We start from the raw sequence: 18,597 nt of genomic DNA, 5'->3' as shown, positions 1-18,597 counted from the left end.
GCCCGGTCCGGGAGCGGTCACGCGTGGGTTGACCCGATCCCACCCCAGCCCCTATCGTTCCAGTACGTAGAACGGCGTACGGCTCAGTCGAACGATTTGGTAGGTGTGGGTGATGGATAAAGCACTGGGCATCATCGTCCCACCGGCCAACCCGACGGTGGAGCCTGAGCTGCGCCGGCTGCTGCCGCTGCGCGTGCGCTACCACACGGCGCGCCTGCCGGTCGTGGACGGCCCGCTGGCACAGCGCCTGGACCGGTACGCCGAGCTGCTGCCCGAGACCGCCGCCACCCTGCAGGGCCTGGACCTGGCGGCCACCTACGTCGCCTGCACCGGCTGCTACTACCGGCCGGGGCACACCGACGCCCAGCGCACCGACGACACGGCGACGCAGCGACTCGGCTCGCCGGTCTTCGGTGCCGCGAGCGCGGTACGGCAACTGCTCGACCGTCTCGGCGTACGCTCGCTGACCCTGGTCTCGCCGTACCCGGACTGGCTCACCGAGCAGGCGGCGGCGTTCTGGCGCGCCACCGGCCGTACGGTCGGCACGCCGGTGCGGGTGCCTGGCACGGGCGCCATCTACGACCTGACCTCGACCACCGTGCGCGACACCGTCGCGCAGGTGCTGCAGGCCGACGGGTTCCCGCCCGGGCATGCGGTGCTGTTGACCGGCACCGGCGCGCCCAGCCTGGACGTGCTCGACGAGGTCCTGCCGACCGCACCCGTGCCGGTGCTCTCGTCGAACCTGGCCGGCGCCTGGCAGTTGCTGGAGACCGCCGGCGCGACCGACCTGGCGGGCGAGTCGCCGAGCGCGGCGCTGCGGCAGTTGGCCGCGGTCGTGGCGCACACCTCGATGACCGGAGTCGTCGGCGACATCGCCGGCGGGAAGGAGTGAACGTGGCGTCACCCAGCCACCCCGTACAAGCACCGGTCGTCGTCCTCGGCGGCGGACCCGTCGGCATGGTGACGGCTCTGGCCCTGGCCCGACGCGACATTCCGGTGATCGTCCTGGAACGCGGTCAGGACGAGGTGCAGTCGGAGTGGCGGGGTTCGACCGTCCACCCGCCGACCACCGAACTGCTCGACGAGCTGGATCTGGCCGCGCCGATGCTCGCCGAAGCGGTCCGGGTGCACCGGCTGGACTACCGCGACCTCGAACTGACCGAGACGGCCCGCTTCCCCTACGGGCTGCTGGAAGGCGAGACCCGCTACCCGTTCCGTCTGCAGTTCGAGCAGTACAAGCTGGTCCGGCTGCTGCGCCAGGCGGTCGCGCAGGACCCGAACGTGGACATCCGGTTCGGACACGACGTGGTCGGGCTGCGTCAGGACGACACCCAGGTCACCCTGGACGTCGCCGTGGACGGCGCCCGTACCGCGGTGACCTGCAACTGGGTGGTTGCCGCCGACGGCGCGCACAGCACCGCCCGCAAGCTGCTGGAGGTGCCGTTCCCCGGCTTCACGTACCCGACGATGAGTCTGGTCGTGGCCACCCCGTTCCGTTTCGAGGACGCGGTGCCCGACCTCGGCGCGGTCGGCTACTGGTCCGGTCCTCGGGGCCGCTTCTCGCTGATCCGGACCCCGGACATCTGGCGGGCGGCGCTGTCGACCGCGACTGGGGTCGACGACGAGCCGCCGTCGGGCACCCACCCGGACTTCCTGGCCGCCGTCGCGCTGCTGCTGGGTGATCGGCCGGACGTCGGTGAGCTGCCGCTGAGCCAGCACCAGATGTACCGCAGCCACCAGCGGCTGGCGGCCTCCTTCCGGATCGGTCGGGTGCTGCTGGCCGGCGACGCCGCCCACCTGAGCAGCACCACCGGCGGAATGGGACTGAACTCCGGGATCCACGACGCGGTGGCGGTCGCCGCCGCCCTGGCCGAGCCCGACCAGGATGCGGCCACCGCGGCGTACGCGCAGCGTCGCCGGTCGATCGCCGAGCAGTTCGTCCAGCCGACCACGACGGAGAACCGCACGTCGGCCGACGGGGTCGAGCTGGCCGGGCGCCGGGAGCGGTTGGTCCGGCTGCGGACGCTCGCGGAAAACCCCGAGGATGCCAAAGAGTATCTACGTCGTGTCAGTATGCTCGGCATCCAGCACTAGACGCCGGGCGCTCGCGGCGGCCCGTACGGGCCGCCGCCGGCGCGCGACAGGTGTCAGGAAAACCAGGGCCGAATGGGGGATCAGCGGTGCCGGTGATTGAACCAGCGGACGGTCACCGCTACACGAGCAGCGGCCTCGGTCGCGCGTTGGCTGTGATCGACCTGCTCGCCGAACGCAGTCCGGACATGGTCGGAGTGTCCACTGTCGCGCGTGAGCTGGATCTGCCCAAGGCGGTGGCCCACCGCATCCTCAAGGAGCTGACGGCCAACCAGTTCGTCACCTTCGACGAAGGCACCCGGCGATACCGGTTGGGCTCCGGTGCCCTGGCGGTCGGTCTGGCCGCGCTGCGCGCCATCGATGTCCAGGCCGTCACCAACCGCCACATGCGCCGGTTGACGGAGGCCACCGGGGAGACCGCGACCCTGTCGATGCGGCAGGGCTGGGTACGGGTCTACACCGACCAGGTGCTCTCACCGCACGAGATCCGGATGTCGGTCACGCTCGGTTCCCGACATTCGCTGCTCGCCGGGTCGTCGTCCAAGGCGATCCTGGCGGCGCTGCCCGACGCCGAGGTGGCCGAGTATCTCGCCGGCCACGAGCTGGTGCCGCTCACGGCGGCCACCATCACCTCGGTGGAGCAGCTCTGGGCCGACCTGCGGCAGGTCCGTGAGCAGGGCTACGCGGTCAGCCAGGGTGAGCGGCAGGCCGGCGCCGCGAGCGTGGCGGCGGCGATCCGCCTCGCCTCGGGCGAGGTCTACGGTTCGCTGTCGCTGTGCGGCCCCCAGGACCGCTTCTCGCCGCGCCTGCTGGCCGAGTACGGCGACCTGGTGGCCGATGCGGCCCGTCAGGTCAGCGCGGAGCTGGGCTACCAGCCGGCCGCCACCCCCGCCCCGGCGGAGCCGGAGCAGGGGGACCGCAGGCGGGTGGCGCGGCGTCAGGCGGCCCGGTCCACCACGGACCAGTCCGAGAGCAGCTCGGCCGAGGTCGTCGTCTCGCAGAAGTAGAACCCGAGGTTGCGGATCGCCGCCTCGGCGAGGTCCGCGCGGGTCCAGCCGACCAGGTCGGTCGGCATCGTGGTGGCCAGGTCGGCCATGTACGCGTCGCGGATGGTGGAGTCCACGCAGACGTTGGCGGCCGTCCCGACCACCACCACGTGGTCGCGCCCGTGTGCGCGCAGCAGGTTGTGCAGGGGTGTGCCGACGAAGGCGCTGTAGCGGGTCTTCTCCAGGTGGCAGTCGCCCGGCTCGGGCCGCAGCCCTTCGGCGAGTTCGGCGCCCCAGGAGCCCGCGGCGCAGACGCTGAGCGGGCTGCGTCCCATCGCCTCGGCCCGGGCCCGTCGGGCCGGTGAGACGAGCTGTTCGTGGGCGGCCTGCCGTACCCAGACGACCAGGCAACCGGCGTTGCGTGCGCGGTCCAGGAAGCGCGGCAGCCGACCGGCCACAGCGGCGTTGACCTGCACGTCGGCGCCGAGGGCCGCCATCGCGCCGGCGGGGGAGCAGAAGTCGTTCTGCATGTCGATGACCAGCACCGCAGTGCGTTGCGCCGAATGTTTCATGGCGTTAACTCCCGATTCGGGGGATTGGTGTGGAACCAGTGGCGCCGAGTCCGGCCCCGCGGACCATTGACCTTGCCGCCGAACATAGCTTACGTTCGCACCAACAGAACGGCGTACTGCACAAGCGAACAATCTCGCGATTATCGCGAGCCCGGCGGGCGACAGGGGTGGCCATGAGTGCGATCAAAGTGGAGGGTGTCAGCAAGGTTTTCGCCGGCGCCGGCGGGCAGTCGATGCTCGCGCTGAGCGACGTCTCGCTCGACATCGCCGACGGCGAATTCGTCGTGCTGCTCGGCCCGTCCGGCTGCGGCAAGACCACCCTGCTGCGGATCATCGGTCAGTTGGAGAGCCCCACCGTGGGGCGGGTCCGCCTCGACCACGGCGACCGACCGGAGCGCGCCGACCGGCCACTGGGCTTCGTCTTCCAGGAGGCGACCCTGATGCCGTGGCGCACCACCGGCGCCAACGTCGCCCTGCCGCTGGAAATGGCCGGCATGGGTCGGCGGGAGCGCACCGAGAAGGTCCGCGAGATGCTGACTCTCGTCGGGCTGCCCGAGGCGGAGAGCAAGCTCCCGCACCAGCTCTCCGGAGGTATGCGGCAGCGCGTCTCCATCGCCCGCGCGCTCGCGCACGACCCGCAGGTGTTGCTGATGGACGAACCCTTCGGCGCCCTGGACGCGCAGACCCGCGACATGATGAACGTGGAGTTGCAGCGCATCTGGCTGGAAAACCGCAAGACGGTCGTCTTCGTGACCCACTCCGTCTCCGAGGCGGTGTTCCTGGCCGACCGGATCGTGATGCTGGGGACCAAGCCCGGCCACATCCACTCCATCACCGAGGTGACGCTGCCCCGGCCGCGGACCATCGACATGACCGAGTCCGCCGAGTTCCGCCACCTCACCGCCGAACTGCGCCGTCAGATCGGCGAGGTGCAGGACACCGAAGCCCGCCCCGCCGTCTCGGCCTGACCCGTACTCGAGGTGTCGCACGTGACCACTACAGACCAGCGCCCCTCGGCGCCGACATCGTCTAACGGACAGCTGCTGCGGCCCCCGCCGCCGACCTGGTCGCAGCGACTGCGCAACAACCGCTGGCTGTCCTTCTACACCAGCCCTCTGCTGATCGCGTTGTTCCTGCTGGCCTGGAAGCTCTACGTCGAGATCACGGACCTGTCCCGGTTCGTGCTGCCGCCACCGGAGGCGGTGTTCACCTCGTTCATCGAGCAGATCACCGACCCGTTCGTGTGGCAGACCCACATCTGGACGACCTTCTACGAGGTCATGATGGGCCTGGCGCTGGCGATCGTGCTGGGCGTCGGACTCGGCCTGCTGATCGGCAAGTCGCCGCTGTTCGACCGGATCGCCCGGCCGTTCATCGTCGCCACCCAGGTGGTGCCGAAGGTCGCGCTGGTGCCGCTGTTCATCCTCTGGCTCGGCTTCGGCCCGTCGTCCAAGGTGGTCATGGCGGCCCTGCTGGCCTTCTTCCCGCTGCTGATCAACACCTCGTTCGGCATCCGCTCGGTGCCCGGCTCCATGCACGACCTGATGACCACGTTGAAGGCGTCGCGCTGGGAGCGGTTCTGGCGCGCCGACCTGCCGTACACGATGCCCTTCATCCTGGCCGGCATGGAACTGGCGGTCGTGCAGGCCACCATCGGCGCGATCGTCGGTGAGTACCTCGGCGGCGACAAGGGCCTCGGCCGGTACGCGGTCAACCTGCAGAACGGCCTCCAGGTCGACAAACTGTTCGGCGCGATCCTGATCATGGCACTGTTCGGCTTCACCCTCTACAGCATCGTCACCGGCGCCCGTCGCCTGCTGATTCCCTGGCACGAGTCGGTGCAGCCGCGTCGCACGCCCTGACGGGCCGCACCCCCGCTCAACCCCCACGCAGATCCACGGTCGGCGCCGCGACGCGGCGCGGGCGGACCTCTCCTTGCCTCAATCCCCCGCATCCCCCATCCATCACTTCCTCGGCACCGGGAGCTTCTCGTGAAAAATGACCGTTCTATCGGGGCGCCGGTCTCGCGGCGCTCGTTCCTCCGGCTCGGCGCGACCGCAGGGCTGCTGCTGCCCAGCGCCGGCGGCATGACCCTGCTGCTCAGCGGCTGCGGCAGCGACGACAACAAGGTCAACGCCGACGGCAGCATCTCCGGCACGTACATGGCCGCCTCCAGCCTGACGCTGAGCTACGTGGAGACCATGGTCGCCAAGGAGCGCGGCTACTTCGCCGAGTACGGCCTGGACCTGGACATCAAGGGTGGCCAGGGCACCGCCACCGCCATCCAGGCGGTGCTCGGTGGTTCGGCCGACCTGACCCGTGCCAACGGCATCAACGCGATCATCGCGGTGGCCAACGAGCAGGCCCCGCTGGTCAGCATCGCCAGCCTGCGGCAGAAGTCGCAGTTCGAGGTCGTCTCCATGCCCGACAAGGCGATCCGCAACCCGGCCGAGCTGGCCGGGCGCACCTGCGGCATCGTCTCCACCGGTGGCGCCACCGAGAACCTGCTCGACGTCATGCTGATCAACGCCGGCGTCGACCCCAAGACGGTGAAGCGTCCGGTCACCGGTGTCGGCACCGCCGCGTACGAGCTGGCCCGCAAGGGCGAGGTCGACGCCTGGATCTGCGTCAACACCGACCGCGCCACCATCCAGAAGGACATCGGTGAGGTGGCCTTCTTCAGCACCGACGAGTTCGCCCCGATGCCGTCGGACTCGTACAACACCAGCCTCAAGATGATCGAGTCGGACAGCGAGATGCCGGTGAAGTTCCTCGCCGGTGTGCTCAAGGCCGTCGAGTACGCCAGCAAGGAAGAGAACTGGGACCAGGTCATCGAGGACCTGCGCAAGTACAACCCGGAGGCCAACCCCGCCCAGGCCCGCGCCGAGCTGCCGCTGCTGGTGGAGAGCTGGATGGCCGCCGGCCCGGACAAGGTCCTGCAGATGAACGAGCAGACCTGGCTGTCCGGCCAGGAGAGCCTGATCAAGGCCGGCCTGGTCAAGTCCGCGGCCCCGATCGAGAAGCTGATCTACAAGGACTACCTCGATCGCGCGAGGAGCCTGTGACCAGCGGCCCGGCCGCCGCCAGCGCCGCCTCGGCGGTACTGGCGGCGGCGGCGGCCAGCGGCGTGCAGCGGCTGTGGTTCAACAGCGGCTCCGAGCTGACCTCGTTCCAGGAAGCCCACGCGCAGGCCCGCCACCACGGCCAACCGACCCCGGAACTCATCACCTGCCCGCACGAGCACGTGGCACTCACCGCCGCGATGGGCGAAACCATGGTCTCCGGGCGGCCCGCCATGACCGCGGCCCACGCCGACCTCGGTCTGCTGCACCACGGCGGGGCCATCCACAACGCCATGTGGGGCGACCACCCCATCATGATCATGTCGGGTTATCCGCCCACCCGCGCCGAGGCACGCACCTCACCGGTGTTCTGGAAGCAGCAGCGCTGGGACCAGGGCTCGATCGTGCGGCAGTACGTCAAGTGGGACTACAAGCTGTCCGCCCTCGACGACGCCGGCCTGGTCGTGGCGCGCGGCCTGCAGGTCGCGCTCGCCCCCCGACCCGGTCCCGTCTACCTGGCGATGCCCGAGGAAGTCGGTCGGTACCCGGTGCCGGCCGACGGTCCGACTCCCAGCGCCCAGATGCTCGGCATTCCGCGGCTCGGCCCCGGCGACCCCGGCGTGGTCAGCGAGGTGGCCCGCCGGTTGACCACCGCCCGGCGGCCGGTCGTCGTCACCGACCGGGTCGGCGTGAACCCGCAGGCCGTCGCGTTGCTGGCCGAACTGGCCGACACCCTCGGTGTGCAGGTGCGCGCCTCCCGCTACCGGATGAACCTGCCGGACGACAACCCGTGGCACACCACCGATGCGCTGGACCAGTTCGACGTCATCGTCGTGCTGGACCACCCGGTGCCGTGGATGCCGGCCGTGGAACGGCCGCGCGACGACGCCTGGATCGGCTGGGTGGGGCCCGACCCGATCGAGAGCCGGGTGCCGCTGTACGAACTGCGTGCCGACGCCCGTACCACCGCCGACCCGGCGGCCTTCCTGGCCGCGGTGCTCGCCGAGGTGGGCTCGGCCGGGCCGGGTGACGCCGACAGCATCCGGCGACGCCGGCAACATCCGCCGGCCGCCGGCCGGGCGCGGCGCAGCACCGACGGTGGGGCGGCGGTGAGCGGCGTACCCACTCCGGCGCTGATCGCCGCAGCGCTGGACCGGCACCTGCGCCCCGACGACCTGCTGACCTGGGAGGTGTTCGACACCACCACGGTCAGCCGGACGAAGCCGGGCACCCTGTTCGAGAAGGGCGGGTCCAGCCTCGGCTGGTCGGTGGCGGCGGCCACCGGCGCCAGCATCGCCGCTGGTGGCGCGCACGCGGTGGCGGTGACCGGGGACGGCTCGTACCTGTTCGGTTCGCCGGACTCGTGCCTGTGGTTGCAGCAGCAGTGCGACGCCCCGGTGGTCACCGTGGTGGTCAACAACGGCGGCTACCGCACCGGCACGACCACGCTGGCCGCGCACTACCCGGGCGGTCTGGCGGTCGCCGAACCCACGGTGCTCGGCGGCCACCTCACCCCGTCGCCGGACTTCGCGGCCCACGCCCGATCCCAGGGCTGCTACGGCGAACGGGTGGTCGCCGCGGCCGACCTGGCCGCCGCCCTGGACCGGGCCCGCACCGCCGTCGAGCGGGACCGGGTGCCGGCCGTGCTGGACGTCTGGGTGCCCGAACACCTCACCGGGTCGATGGACCCGGGACGCCGGGCGCGCACCCCGGCCGATGAAGGGAACACCGATGGTTGATGTCGTCTCGCCCATCGACGCGCAGGTCCTGGCCCGCGTCGCACCCACCGCGCCGGCCGACGTGGACGCCGCCGTCCGGGCGGCCCGCGCCGCCCAGCCGGCCTGGGCGCGGCGTACCGGCAGCGAGCGGGCGCGGGTTCTGCACGCGATCGCCGACCTCATCGAGGCCCGGGTCGAGGACCTGGCCGAGACCGAGACCCGCAACACCGGCAAGATCCTCAGCGACACCCGCCGTGAGGTACGCCGGGCGGCCGGCAGCTTCCGCTACTACGCAGGCTGGGCGGAGCAGGTACGCGGGGAGACCATCCCGGTCGGGCCCGAGTACCACACGTACACGGTGCCGGAGCCGCACGGCGTGGTCGCCGGGGTCATCCCGTGGAACGTGCCGTTCTTCTTCGCCGCCAAGAAGATCGCCCCGGCGCTCGCCTTCGGCAACGCCTGCCTGCTCAAGCCGGCCGAGGAGACACCGTTGACCGCCCTGCGGTTGGGCGAGCTGCTGGCCGAGGCGGGCATTCCGCAAGGGCTGGTGCAGGTGCTGCCGGGCGGCCGGGAGACCGGCGCGGCACTGGTGTCGCATCCGGGCGTCGACCTGATCGTGTTCACCGGGCACCACGACACCGGCAAGGCCATCGCCCGCGCGGCGGCGGCCAACCTGACCCCGATCGCGTTGGAGTTGGGCGGCAAGTCGCCGCAGGTCGTCTTCCCCGACGCCGACCTGGACCGGGCGGTCGACGCCGTGGTGCTGGGGGTCTTCGCCTCCTGCGGTCAGATGTGCATCGCCGGTTCGCGGCTGGTGCTGCACGAGTCCATCTACGACGAGGTCCTCGACCGGGTGGCCGCGCGGGTACGCACGTTGCAGGTGGGTGACCCGTTCGACGAGCGGACCGACCTCGGCCCGCAGATCACCGCGGCGCAGCGGGACAAGACGGTGGCGTTCATCGCCGAGACCCGCAACGCCGGCCGGCTGGTCGCGCAGGCCGCGCTGCCCGACGACGAGCGGCTGCGGGACGGCTTCTACGTGCCGCCGACAGTGTTCGACCGGCTCGACGAGGGCGCTCGCGTGTTGCGCGAGGAGGTCTTCGGGCCGGTGCTGGCGGTGTCGTCGTTCCGTGACGACGCCGAGGCGCTGCGGCTGGCCGACGACACCCAGTTCGGTCTCGCCGCCGGTGTCTGGACCGCCGACATCGCCCGGGCGCACCGCTTCGCCGGGCAGGTACGCGCCGGCACGGTGTGGATCAACACCTACCGGGTGCTGTCGGACCTGGTGCCCTTCGGTGGGGTCGGCCTGTCCGGCTACGGCCGGGAGAACGGCACCGAGGCGGCCCGGCTCTACCTGCGCCCCAAGTCGGTGTGGACCTCCCTGGACAGTGGCATCCCCCAGGGGTACGGCATGGGAGGCGCGGGTGCGGCAGGCTGATCGCCCGGCCGATCCGCCGGCCGACAGGCCAGCCGAAGATGAGGGACGTGGCGGTCTCGCGTTGCTGCGGGACCGCCGCTTCGGCCCGTACTTCTTCGGGTCGCTGGCGTCCAACACCGGTACGTGGTTCCAGAACGTCGCGGCGATCCTGACCATCTTCGCGCTGACCGGTTCGGCGTTCATGGTGGGTCTGGTCACCGCCCTGCAGTTCGCCATGCAGTTGGTCCTCGCCCCGGTGATCGGGGCGGTGGCCGACCGGGTCGACCGGCGGCTGCTGATCATCGTGGGGCAGACGTTGGGCGGTACCGCCGCCGCGGTGCTCGCGGTGCTGGCGTTCCTGGACGCGTTGAACCCGTGGCTGCTGCTCACCTTCGTCGGACTGTCCGGGGTGGGTCAGGCGGTCACCGGTCCGGCCGCGCAGGCGCTGGTGCCCAACATCGTCGACCGCGCCGACGTCCCCCAGGCGATCGCCCTGCACTCGTTGACCTTCAACCTGTCCCGCGCCATCGGCCCGGTCGCCGGTGCGGCCACCTACGCGCTGGCCGGGGCCGGTACGGCGTTCGCCGTCAACGCCGCCAGCTTCCTGGTGTTCGCCGCGGCGTTGAGTCGCGTACGGCTGCCCCGGCCCGCCGCGGGCGCCCGCCCGCGGGGCCGGTTGGGGGTCCTCGGCGGTCTGACCTATGTGCGTGGCCGTCCCGAACTGCTGCGCTGTCTGGTGGCGGTGGCGCTGATCGGGCTGGCGATGGAGCCGATCAACACTCTGTCGCCCCTGTTCGCCGAGGGGTTCGGCGGCGGTGAGCTGCTGGTCGGTGTCTTCATCACCTTCTTCGGCATCGGTTCGGCGTTGATCGCCGGCTGGGTGGGGCGGCTGCGTCGCACGATGGGCAGTGGCCGCACCGGCGCGGTGGGGGTGTTCGCCCTGGGCGCCGGGATGGTGCTGCTGGCGGTCAGTCCCGGCCCGGTGATGGCCACGGTCGGCATCGCCGTCGGCGGTGCCGGTTACCTGCTGGCCGTCAGCGATGTCAACGCCACCATGCAGCACGGCCTGGCCGACGAGGTACGCGGCCGGGTGATGGCCCTGTGGTCGATGTGCTTCCTCGGCATCCGGCCGGGGGCGGCGATGCTGCACGGCTGGCTGGGGGACACCTTCTCGGCCCGTACCGGGGCGTTCGTCGCCGCCGCGGCGGCGATCGCGGCGGCGGTGGTGCTGCGGCCCCGGCTGACCCGGCATCAGCCGAGGTGAGGGGTTGTCTGCGTTGACCCCGCACCTGATCGCGGACTATTCTGCTGAGCGAAACGCCGTTCGCTTGAAGCGAACGAAATGGATAGGGGAGGCCCAGTGCACGACGGACCGCTGACCGGACTCCGCGTCATCGACGCCTCGACGATCCTGGCCGGCCCGCTGTGCTGCCAGATCCTCGGCGACTTCGGTGCCGACGTCATCAAGGTCGAACACCCCGTCGCGGGGGACAGCATGCGCGGCCACGGCCACGCCAAGGACGGCATTGCGCTGTGGTGGAAGGAGATCTCCCGCAACAAGCGGACGATCGGCCTGAAGCTGTCCACTCCGGAAGGCGCCGACCTGCTGCGTCGCCTCGCCGCCACCGCCGACGTGCTGGTCGAGAACTTCCGCCCCGGCACCCTGGAACGGTGGGGGATCAGCCCGGAACAGCTCTGGGAGCTCAACCCCGGCCTGGTCATCGTCCGCATCTCCGGCTTCGGCCAGAAGGGCCCCTACGCGCACCGGCCCGGTTTCGGCACCCTCGCCGAGGCGATGAGCGGCTTCGCCCACCTGACCGGCGAGGCCGACGGCCCACCGACCCTGCCGGCGTTCGGCCTGGCGGACAGCATCTGCGGCATCGCCGCCTCCTCGGCCACCATGGTGGCGCTGTGGGCCCGTACCCGCAACGGCGGCAAGGGTCAGGTCGTCGACCTGAGCCTGCTAGAGCCGATCATGACGGCGGTCGGTCCCGGCCCCACCGTCTACGACCAGCTCGGCGTCATCGGCCACCGGCACGGCAACCGGTCCACCAACAACGCCCCCCGCAACACCTACCGCACCAAGGACGGCGACTGGGTCGCGGTGTCCACCAGCGCCCAGACCATCGCCGAACGGGTGCTGCGTCTCGTCGGGCACCCCGAGGTCATCGACGAACCGTGGTTCGCCTCCGGACGTGAGCGCGCCGCGCACGCCGACCTGCTCGACGACTACGTGGGCGGTTGGATCGCCGAACGCACCCGCGACGAGGTCATGCGCGCCTTCGAAGAGGCCGGCGCGGCCGTCGCACCCGTCTACACCGCCCGCGACATCGTCACCGACGAACACGTCCAGGCCGCCGAGATGGTGGTCAAGGTGCCCGACGCCGACCTCGGCGAGGTCCTGATGCACAACGTGATGTGGCGCATGTCGGAGAACCCGGGCCGGATCCGCTTCACCGGTCGACCCCTCGGGGCCGACACCGACGACCTCCTCGTCAACGAACTCGGCTGCACCCCCGAGACCGTCGCCGAGCTGCGCGCCCGGGAGATCGTGGCCTGACGGCCGCCACCACACAAGGTAAGGATTGTCGTGACCACAACGAGCACCACCGCCGCAACCAGCCCGGTGACCGGGACGCAGGCGCTCCTGGCCGCCGTCGGCGCCGGAGTGCGGACCTACGACCTGGGCCGCCGTCTGACCATCGGCATGCCGCAGTCGCCGAACCACCCGCCGTTCTGGCACGCCCTGCCCCGCCGGCACGGCGACAACGTGCGCGCCGACGGCGGGTCCGCCGCCAACGACATCATCACCATGGGCACCCACGTCGGCACCCACATCGACGCCTTCGCCCACGTCTCCCAGGACGGTCGGCTGGTCGACGGCTCCGACGCCGCCGTCGCCGGCCGCGGTGGACGCTTCGCCGAACTGGGCGCGCACACCATCGCCCCGATGGTCCGCCGCGGTGTGCTGCTCGACGTCCCGGCCGCCCTGGGCCAGCCCGACGGCTGCCCGCCCGGCTACGAGATCACCCCGCAGGACCTGTCGGCCGCGGCGCAACAGCAGGGCACCCCGATCCGCCCCGGTGACGTGGTGCTGATCCGCAGCGGCTGGGGACGTCTGTTCGACCACGAGGACCGCACCCGCTACGTCGGCCACGCCAGCGGCGTACCGGGCGTCGGTGCGGCCGGCGCCACCTGGCTCGCCGACGCCGGCGTCCACGCCGTCGGCGCCGACACCATCGCCTTCGAGTGCCTGCGGCCGGGCGCCGGGCACAGCGTCCTCCCGGCGCACCGCGTGCTGCTCGTCGAACGCGGGGTCTACATCATCGAGACGATGGCGCTGGAGGAACTGGCCGCCGACGCCGTCCACGAGTTCCTGTTCGTGCTCTCGCCGCTGGCCATCTTCGGCGCCACCGGTTCGCCGGTGCGCCCGCTGGCGGTGATCGCCAATGGCTGAGCAGACCCTCGCCCAGCACCTCGCCGCCTTCGCCGCCGGCACGGGCACCACCGCCCTGCCCGATCGGCCCGCCGCCAGCGTGCGCCAACGCGTCCTGGACATCCTCGGGCTGTGCGTGGCCGCGCACCGGCTGCCCACCAGCCGCGCCGCCCTGGACTACGTCGCCGACCAGGGTGGACGCGGCCAGGCACACGTCGTCGGCCTCCCCGATGCGGTGCCCGCCGCGCAGGCCGCGTTCGGCAACGGCGTGCTCGCCCACTCGCTGGACTACGACGACACCCACCTGCCCTCGGTGCTGCACCCCAGCGCCGCGGTGGTCCCGGCCGCCCTGGCCGCCGCGCAGGCCGCCGGCGCCGACGGCACCGCCCTGACCAACGCCGTCGCGGTCGGCATCGAGACGACCGTACGGCTCGGCATGGCCGGTTTCGACCCGGTCCTCAACAACTCGGTGTTCTTCGAACACGGCCAGCACGCCACCTCCATCTGCGGTGCGATGGGCGGCGCCGTCGCCGCCGGCATGCTGCTCGGCCTCGACGAGAACCAGCTCACCGACGTGCTCGGGGTGACCGCCTCGATGGCCGCCGGGCTGATCGAGGCCAACCGCACCGGCGGCACGGTCAAACGGCTGCACTGCGGCTGGGCCGCGCACAGCGCCGTCACCGCCGCCGACCTGGTCCGCCGCGGCTTCACCGGGCCACCGACCGTGCTGGAGGGCCGGTTCGGTTTCTACACCGCCTTCCTGCGCGGCGAAGCCGACTACGAGCAGATCACCGACGGACTCGGTGAACGGTGGGCGGTGCCGGACATCTTCTTCAAGCCGTACCCGGCCAACCACTTCACCCACGCCGCCATCGACGCCGGTCTGGCGCTGCGCGCCCAGGGCGTGCCGGTGGACCGGATCACCCACATCGAACTGCGGGTACCCGCCGCGGTGATCCGCACCATCGGGGAACCGATCGCCACCAAGCGGGCCCCCGACACCGGCTACCAGGCACAGTTCAGCGGGCCGTACGCGATCGTCGCCGGGCTGCTCGGCGGTGGGGGACTGGGCCTCGGCCTGGGTGACTTCACCGACGAGCTGGCCCGTGACCCGCAGCGCCGGGCGCTGATGGCCCACGTCGACGTGGTCCCCGACGACGAGTGCAACAAGATCTTCCCGTACCAGTTCCCGGCCATCGTGACCGTACGCACCGACGACGGCCGCACCTGGCGCGAGGAGGTGCTGGCCAACCGTGGCGGCCCGCAACGACCGCTGTCCGACGCCGAACTGGCGATGAAGTTCCGGGACAACGTCGCCGGGCGCATCGCCCCGGAGACCGCCGACCAGGTGGTGTCCACCGTGCTCGGCCTCGCCGACGTCACCGACGTCAACGACCTGCTGCGCCCCCTGACCCACCTCCGCACCGACGTCGACTGACACCGGCCTCGCGGCCCGCCAACCTCAGGAGCACATCGTGGAACCCTTCGATCTCGTAGTGACAAACGTCCGAGTGGTGCGGCACGACCAGGCCGAGCCGGCGGCGCTGGACATCGGTGTCCGCGACGGCCGGATCGCCGCCCTCGCGCCCCACCTCGACGTCACCGGCGCGAAGAACGTCGTCGACGCCGGCGGCAAGCTCGCCTTCCCCGGCGTCGTCGACGCCCACCAGCACTGGGGCATCTACCACCCCCTCGCCGAGGACGCCGCCACCGAGAGCCGCGCCTGCGCGCAGGGCGGTGTCACCTCCGCGCTCAACTACATCCGCACCGGGCAGTACTACCTCAACCGCGGCGGACCGTACCGCGAGTTCTTCCCCGAGGTGCACCAGGCCACCGACCAGAAGTCCTACGTCGACTTCGCCTTCCACGTGGCCCCGATGACCACCGAGCACATCGACGAGATCCCCGAGCTGATCCGCGACCACGGCGTCACCTCGTTCAAGATCTTCATGTTCTACGGTGGCCACGGGCTGCACGGCCGCTCGGCCGACCAGAGTTCCTTCCTGATGATCCCGCCGGACGCCCGGTACGACTACGCCCACTTCGAGTTCGTGATGCGCGGGGTGCAGGCCGCCCGGGAACAGTTCCCGGAGCTGGCCGACGAGATCTCGCTGTCCCTGCACTGCGAGACCGCGGAGATCATGCGGGCGTACACCCGGCTGGTCGAGGAGGACGGCAGCCTCACCGGGCTCGCCGCCTACAGCGCCTCCCGGCCGCCGCACTCCGAGGGCCTGGCGGTCACCATCGCCGCCTACCTGGCCCACGAGACCGGCCTGCCCACCATCAACCTGCTGCACCTGACCTCCGCCAAGGCGGTCGACGCGGCGCTGCGGATGGCGCAGGCGTTCCCGCACGTCGACTTCCGCCGCGAGGTGACCATCGGTCACCTGCTGGCCGACATCGACACCGCCTACGGCCTCGGCGGCAAGGTCAACCCGCCGCTTCGGCCCCGCGAGGACGTGGAGGCCCTGTGGGGTCACATGCTCGACGGCACGATCGACTGGGTGGTCAGCGACCACGCCTGCTGCCGCGCCGAGGTCAAGTTCGGTGAGCCGAAGGACGACATCTTCGTCGCCAAGTCCGGCTTCGGTGGCGCCGAGTACCTGCTGCCCGGCCTGATCAGCGAAGGCGTCAAGCGGGGCCTGTCCTACGGTCGGGTCGCCGAGCTGACCTCGTGGGCGCCCGCGCGCCGCTTCGGGCTGGCCACCAAGGGCGCCATCGCCGAAGGGCTGGACGCCGACTTCTGCCTCGTCGATGAGAACCACACCTGGACGGTGCGGGCCGAGGAGTCGCTGTCGACCCAGGAGTACACCCCGTTCGAGGGCATGGAGCTGACCGCCAAGGTCACCGACACCTTCCTGCGCGGTGAGCAGATCCTGCGCGCCGGCAACGTGGTCGGCCAGCCCCGCGGCCGCTACCTGGCCCGGCCGACCCGACCGTGACCGCCCTCGGACCGACCCCGGCCGCGGCCCGCAGCTACCTGTACGTGCCTGCGGACCAGCCGGACAAGCTGGCGCGGGCCGCGGCCCGGGGAGCCGACGCCTGCATCCTCGACCTCGAAGACGCGGTCGCACCGACCAACAAGGCCGCCGCCCGCAGCACGCTCGGCACGTTCCTCACCGACCCGGCCACCGGCCCCCAATGGTGGGTACGCATCAACGCCGACACCCCGGCCGCCGACATCGCCGCGGTGGCCGGGCCGCACCTGACCGGTGTGGTCGTGCCGAAGGCCGACGTCGAGTCGGTGACCGAGGTGCACCGGCTGCTCAGCGAGGCCGAACGACAGCACGGCCTGCCGGCCGGCCGCCTGGCGGTGTTCGCCCTGCTGGAGACGGCAGAAGGTGTCCTGCGCGCCGAGGCCGTGGCCGCCGCCCCCCGGGTGGTACGCCTCGGCCTCGGCGAGGCCGACCTGGCGGCCGAACTGTGCCTGCAACCCGGCCCGGACAAGATGGAACTGTGGCCGCTGCGCTCCCGGATCGTGCTCGCCTGCGCGGTGGCCCGACTCGCCCCGCCGGTGGGCCCGACGGAGACGGCCCTGCGGGACCCGGAGCGGCTGGAGGCCACCAGCCGGCTGCTGCTGCGGCAGGGCTACCGCAGTCGCACCGCGATCCATCCCGCCCAGGTGCCCGTGGTCAACCGGGTGTTCTCGCCGACGGCCGAGGAGGTCGCCGCGGCCCGGGACATCGTCGACCGGTTGACCGCCGCGGAACGCGACGGCTCCGGGGTGGCGGTCTCCGCCGACGGTCGGATGATCGACGCGGCGGTCGCCCGTAGCGCCCGGGAGGTGCTGGGCCGGGCCGTCACGGGCGACTGACGCCCAGGCCAGTCGGCCTGTCGGGCGGGTGAACGGGTACGGACAGACCCTTGCCGCTAAAACATCATCATGTTTAGCATGTTAAACGTGGTGGTGAAGGGAGACGGCATGAACCTCGCACCCGCCCGACAGCGACCCACCGTGCACCAGCACACCAGCCAGATGTTCACCTGCCAGGTGACCCTGGCCAGCTACGGACCACCGGTCACCCCGTTCACCGAGGTCCAACGACGACTCCACGCCCTGGACCGCCGCTTCTCCCGCTTCCGCCCCGACAGCGAACTCAGCGCCCTCAACGCGGCCGCCGGGCACTGGCACCCCGTCTCCGACCCACTGCACGCCATGCTGCGGCACGCCCTCACCGTCGCCACCGCCAGCACCGGCCTGGTCAACATCGCCGTACTGCCCCAACTCCTCGCCGCCGGCTACCGCCGATCCTGGGCCACCGGCACCCCCCAACCCGTCCCGGCACCGGCCACACCCACTCCCGTGCCGCCCCTGGCCGACATCCTGGAACTGCGCGGCCACACCGCCCGCCTGGCCCCCGGTCACAGCGTCGACATCGGCGCCCTCGCCAAAGGCGCCTGGGCCGACGACATCGTCACCTGGCTCGGCCCCAACAGCGCCGCGAGCATCGGGGGAGACGTGGCCTGCCGCGGACCCGGCCCCGACGGCGACGGCTGGCCCGTCGAACTACCCCACGGCGAAACCCTGCACGTGCGCGACGGCGGCGTCGCCACCAGCGGCACCGGCAAACGCCGCTGGGGCACCGACGCCCACCACCTGATCGACCCCCGCACCGGACGCCCCGCCACCTCCGACATCACCCAGGCCACCGTCCACGCCGCCACCGGCGCCACCGCCGACTGGGTCGCCTCCGCAGTCGTCATCGGCGGCCGAGCGGCAGCCGACCACCTCACCCACCGAGCCGACGTGCACCACCTCTGGCTCAACCAGACCGGAGCCCCCCGATGACCCACACCGGCCCAGACCGCCTCGTCGAAACCGCCCGCTTCCGGGCCGCCTTCCGGCAGGTACCCGCCCCGGTGGCGATCATCCTCGTGCCCGGCGGCCCCGCCGGCGTCACCGGCCTCACCTGCACCTCCGCCACCTCACTGTCCGGCGAACCCCCCATGGCCATGGTCGGCATCGACCGGAAAACCGGCCTCGCCGCACTGGCCGAACAAGCCGGCCGATTCAGCATCAACTACCTCGCCGCCGACCGCGCCGCCTGGGCCCAGGCCTTCGCCGCCCGCGGCCGCCACCTCGACGAACTCGCCGCCGCCGTGATCGCCGGACACACCACCGTGCCCACCCTCGCCACCGGCACCACCGCCGTCCTCGAATGCCGCACCACCACCGTCCACCCCGGCGGAGACCACGTCATCCTGTGCGGCGAGGTCCTGCACGCCCGCGCACAGACCGACGCCCCGCCCCTGCTCTACCTCGGCGGCCGCTACGGCAGCTTCCAACCCACCCCCCACTGACCGCACCCGGAGAG

At 71.7% G+C, this 18,597-nt stretch carries 17 protein-coding genes; 16 read left to right on the top strand and 1 reads right to left on the bottom strand.

Translation table 11 applies throughout. The features are described 5' to 3' along the window. Positions 1-112: 112 nt before the first annotated feature. From JMF97_RS08830 to JMF97_RS08820, 3 genes are all read left to right on the top strand, one after another. Positions 113-892 carry an aspartate racemase/maleate isomerase family protein gene (locus JMF97_RS08830; RefSeq protein ID WP_203221101.1) on the top strand — a complete coding sequence of 260 codons (780 nt, stop codon included), beginning with the start codon at positions 113-115 and terminating at the stop codon, positions 890-892. 2 nt (positions 893-894) lie between these two features. Beyond that, a complete protein-coding gene (locus JMF97_RS08825) occupies positions 895-2,094 on the top strand; it encodes an FAD-dependent oxidoreductase (protein ID WP_203221100.1) in 1,200 nt (399 codons plus the stop codon). Between the two features lie 92 nt (positions 2,095-2,186). Further along, positions 2,187-3,098 (top strand): IclR family transcriptional regulator, encoded by a 912-nt coding sequence (locus JMF97_RS08820; RefSeq protein WP_307816833.1) that lies wholly within the window; start codon positions 2,187-2,189, stop codon positions 3,096-3,098. Here JMF97_RS08820 and JMF97_RS08815 read toward each other — a convergent pair. Next, positions 3,029-3,649 carry a cysteine hydrolase family protein gene (locus JMF97_RS08815; protein ID WP_203221098.1) on the bottom strand — a complete coding sequence of 207 codons (621 nt, stop codon included), beginning with the start codon at positions 3,647-3,649 and terminating at the stop codon, positions 3,029-3,031. The two genes, JMF97_RS08820 and JMF97_RS08815, sit on opposite strands and share 70 nt — an antisense overlap. A 173-nt stretch (positions 3,650-3,822) precedes the next feature. On the opposite strand from JMF97_RS08815, the gene JMF97_RS08810 reads away from it, so the two are divergent. The 13 genes from JMF97_RS08810 (at position 3,823) to JMF97_RS08750 (ending at position 18,583) form a co-directional block, all read left to right on the top strand. Next, positions 3,823-4,617 carry an ABC transporter ATP-binding protein gene (locus JMF97_RS08810; protein ID WP_203221097.1) on the top strand — a complete coding sequence of 265 codons (795 nt, stop codon included), beginning with the start codon at positions 3,823-3,825 and terminating at the stop codon, positions 4,615-4,617. A 21-nt stretch (positions 4,618-4,638) separates the two neighbouring features. After that, positions 4,639-5,511, top strand: a complete 873-nt coding sequence (locus JMF97_RS08805; RefSeq protein WP_203221096.1) for an ABC transporter permease — start codon at positions 4,639-4,641, stop codon at positions 5,509-5,511. Between the two features lie 129 nt (positions 5,512-5,640). After that, positions 5,641-6,714, top strand: coding sequence for an ABC transporter substrate-binding protein (locus JMF97_RS08800; protein WP_203221095.1), 1,074 nt, complete (start codon positions 5,641-5,643; stop codon positions 6,712-6,714). Continuing rightward, positions 6,711-8,450 (top strand): thiamine pyrophosphate-dependent enzyme, encoded by a 1,740-nt coding sequence (locus JMF97_RS08795; protein ID WP_203221094.1) that lies wholly within the window; start codon positions 6,711-6,713, stop codon positions 8,448-8,450. Before JMF97_RS08800 ends, JMF97_RS08795 begins: the two co-directional genes overlap by 4 nt. Further along, positions 8,443-9,867: an aldehyde dehydrogenase family protein gene (locus JMF97_RS08790; RefSeq protein ID WP_203221093.1), complete on the top strand. Its 1,425-nt coding sequence runs from the start codon at positions 8,443-8,445 to the stop codon at positions 9,865-9,867. Before JMF97_RS08795 ends, JMF97_RS08790 begins: the two co-directional genes overlap by 8 nt. Then, the gene (locus JMF97_RS08785; protein WP_203221092.1) at positions 9,854-11,110 is read left to right on the top strand and encodes an MFS transporter; all 1,257 of its coding nucleotides are present in this window, start codon (positions 9,854-9,856) and stop codon (positions 11,108-11,110) included. The genes JMF97_RS08790 and JMF97_RS08785 overlap by 14 nt, the downstream gene beginning before the upstream one ends. A 96-nt stretch (positions 11,111-11,206) precedes the next feature. Further along, on the top strand, positions 11,207-12,406 hold the full coding sequence (locus JMF97_RS08780) for a CaiB/BaiF CoA transferase family protein (protein ID WP_203221091.1): 1,200 nt from the start codon (positions 11,207-11,209) through the stop codon (positions 12,404-12,406). 30 nt (positions 12,407-12,436) lie between these two features. Next, positions 12,437-13,303, top strand: coding sequence for a cyclase family protein (locus tag JMF97_RS08775; RefSeq protein ID WP_203221090.1), 867 nt, complete (start codon positions 12,437-12,439; stop codon positions 13,301-13,303). Then, positions 13,296-14,720: an MmgE/PrpD family protein gene (locus tag JMF97_RS08770; RefSeq protein WP_203221089.1), complete on the top strand. Its 1,425-nt coding sequence runs from the start codon at positions 13,296-13,298 to the stop codon at positions 14,718-14,720. Before JMF97_RS08775 ends, JMF97_RS08770 begins: the two co-directional genes overlap by 8 nt. A 58-nt stretch (positions 14,721-14,778) precedes the next feature. Then, the gene (locus tag JMF97_RS08765) at positions 14,779-16,224 is read left to right on the top strand and encodes a dihydroorotase (RefSeq protein WP_307816830.1); all 1,446 of its coding nucleotides are present in this window, start codon (positions 14,779-14,781) and stop codon (positions 16,222-16,224) included. Beyond that, positions 16,221-17,096, top strand: coding sequence for an HpcH/HpaI aldolase/citrate lyase family protein (locus tag JMF97_RS08760; RefSeq protein WP_203221087.1), 876 nt, complete (start codon positions 16,221-16,223; stop codon positions 17,094-17,096). The genes JMF97_RS08765 and JMF97_RS08760 overlap by 4 nt, the downstream gene beginning before the upstream one ends. A gap of 108 nt (positions 17,097-17,204) precedes the next feature. Further along, positions 17,205-18,071, top strand: coding sequence for an FAD:protein FMN transferase (locus JMF97_RS08755; RefSeq protein WP_203221086.1), 867 nt, complete (start codon positions 17,205-17,207; stop codon positions 18,069-18,071). Then, positions 18,068-18,583 (top strand): flavin reductase family protein, encoded by a 516-nt coding sequence (locus JMF97_RS08750; RefSeq protein WP_203221085.1) that lies wholly within the window; start codon positions 18,068-18,070, stop codon positions 18,581-18,583. Before JMF97_RS08755 ends, JMF97_RS08750 begins: the two co-directional genes overlap by 4 nt. The last annotated feature ends 14 nt before the right edge of the window (positions 18,584-18,597 follow it).

Source organism: Micromonospora fiedleri, from assembly GCF_016774385.1.
GTDB lineage: Bacteria > Actinomycetota > Actinomycetes > Mycobacteriales > Micromonosporaceae > Micromonospora > Micromonospora gifhornensis.
Note: the sequence above shows the minus strand (reverse complement) of the source record. Positions and strands in the feature narration are given on the sequence as shown.

What these genes read in the sequence shown, in the direction of transcription:
- JMF97_RS08830 (WP_203221101.1), top strand. Translation starts at nt 113, where the DNA reads ATGGATAAAGCACTGGGCATCATCGTCCCACCGGCCAACCCGACGGTG.
- JMF97_RS08815 (WP_203221098.1), bottom strand. Translation starts at nt 3,649, where the DNA reads ATGAAACATTCGGCGCAACGCACTGCGGTGCTGGTCATCGACATGCAG.
- JMF97_RS08810 (WP_203221097.1), top strand. Translation starts at nt 3,823, where the DNA reads ATGAGTGCGATCAAAGTGGAGGGTGTCAGCAAGGTTTTCGCCGGCGCC.
- JMF97_RS08790 (WP_203221093.1), top strand. Translation starts at nt 8,443, where the DNA reads ATGGTTGATGTCGTCTCGCCCATCGACGCGCAGGTCCTGGCCCGCGTC.
- JMF97_RS08770 (WP_203221089.1), top strand. Translation starts at nt 13,296, where the DNA reads ATGGCTGAGCAGACCCTCGCCCAGCACCTCGCCGCCTTCGCCGCCGGC.
- JMF97_RS08755 (WP_203221086.1), top strand. Translation starts at nt 17,205, where the DNA reads ATGAACCTCGCACCCGCCCGACAGCGACCCACCGTGCACCAGCACACC.
- JMF97_RS08750 (WP_203221085.1), top strand. Translation starts at nt 18,068, where the DNA reads ATGACCCACACCGGCCCAGACCGCCTCGTCGAAACCGCCCGCTTCCGG.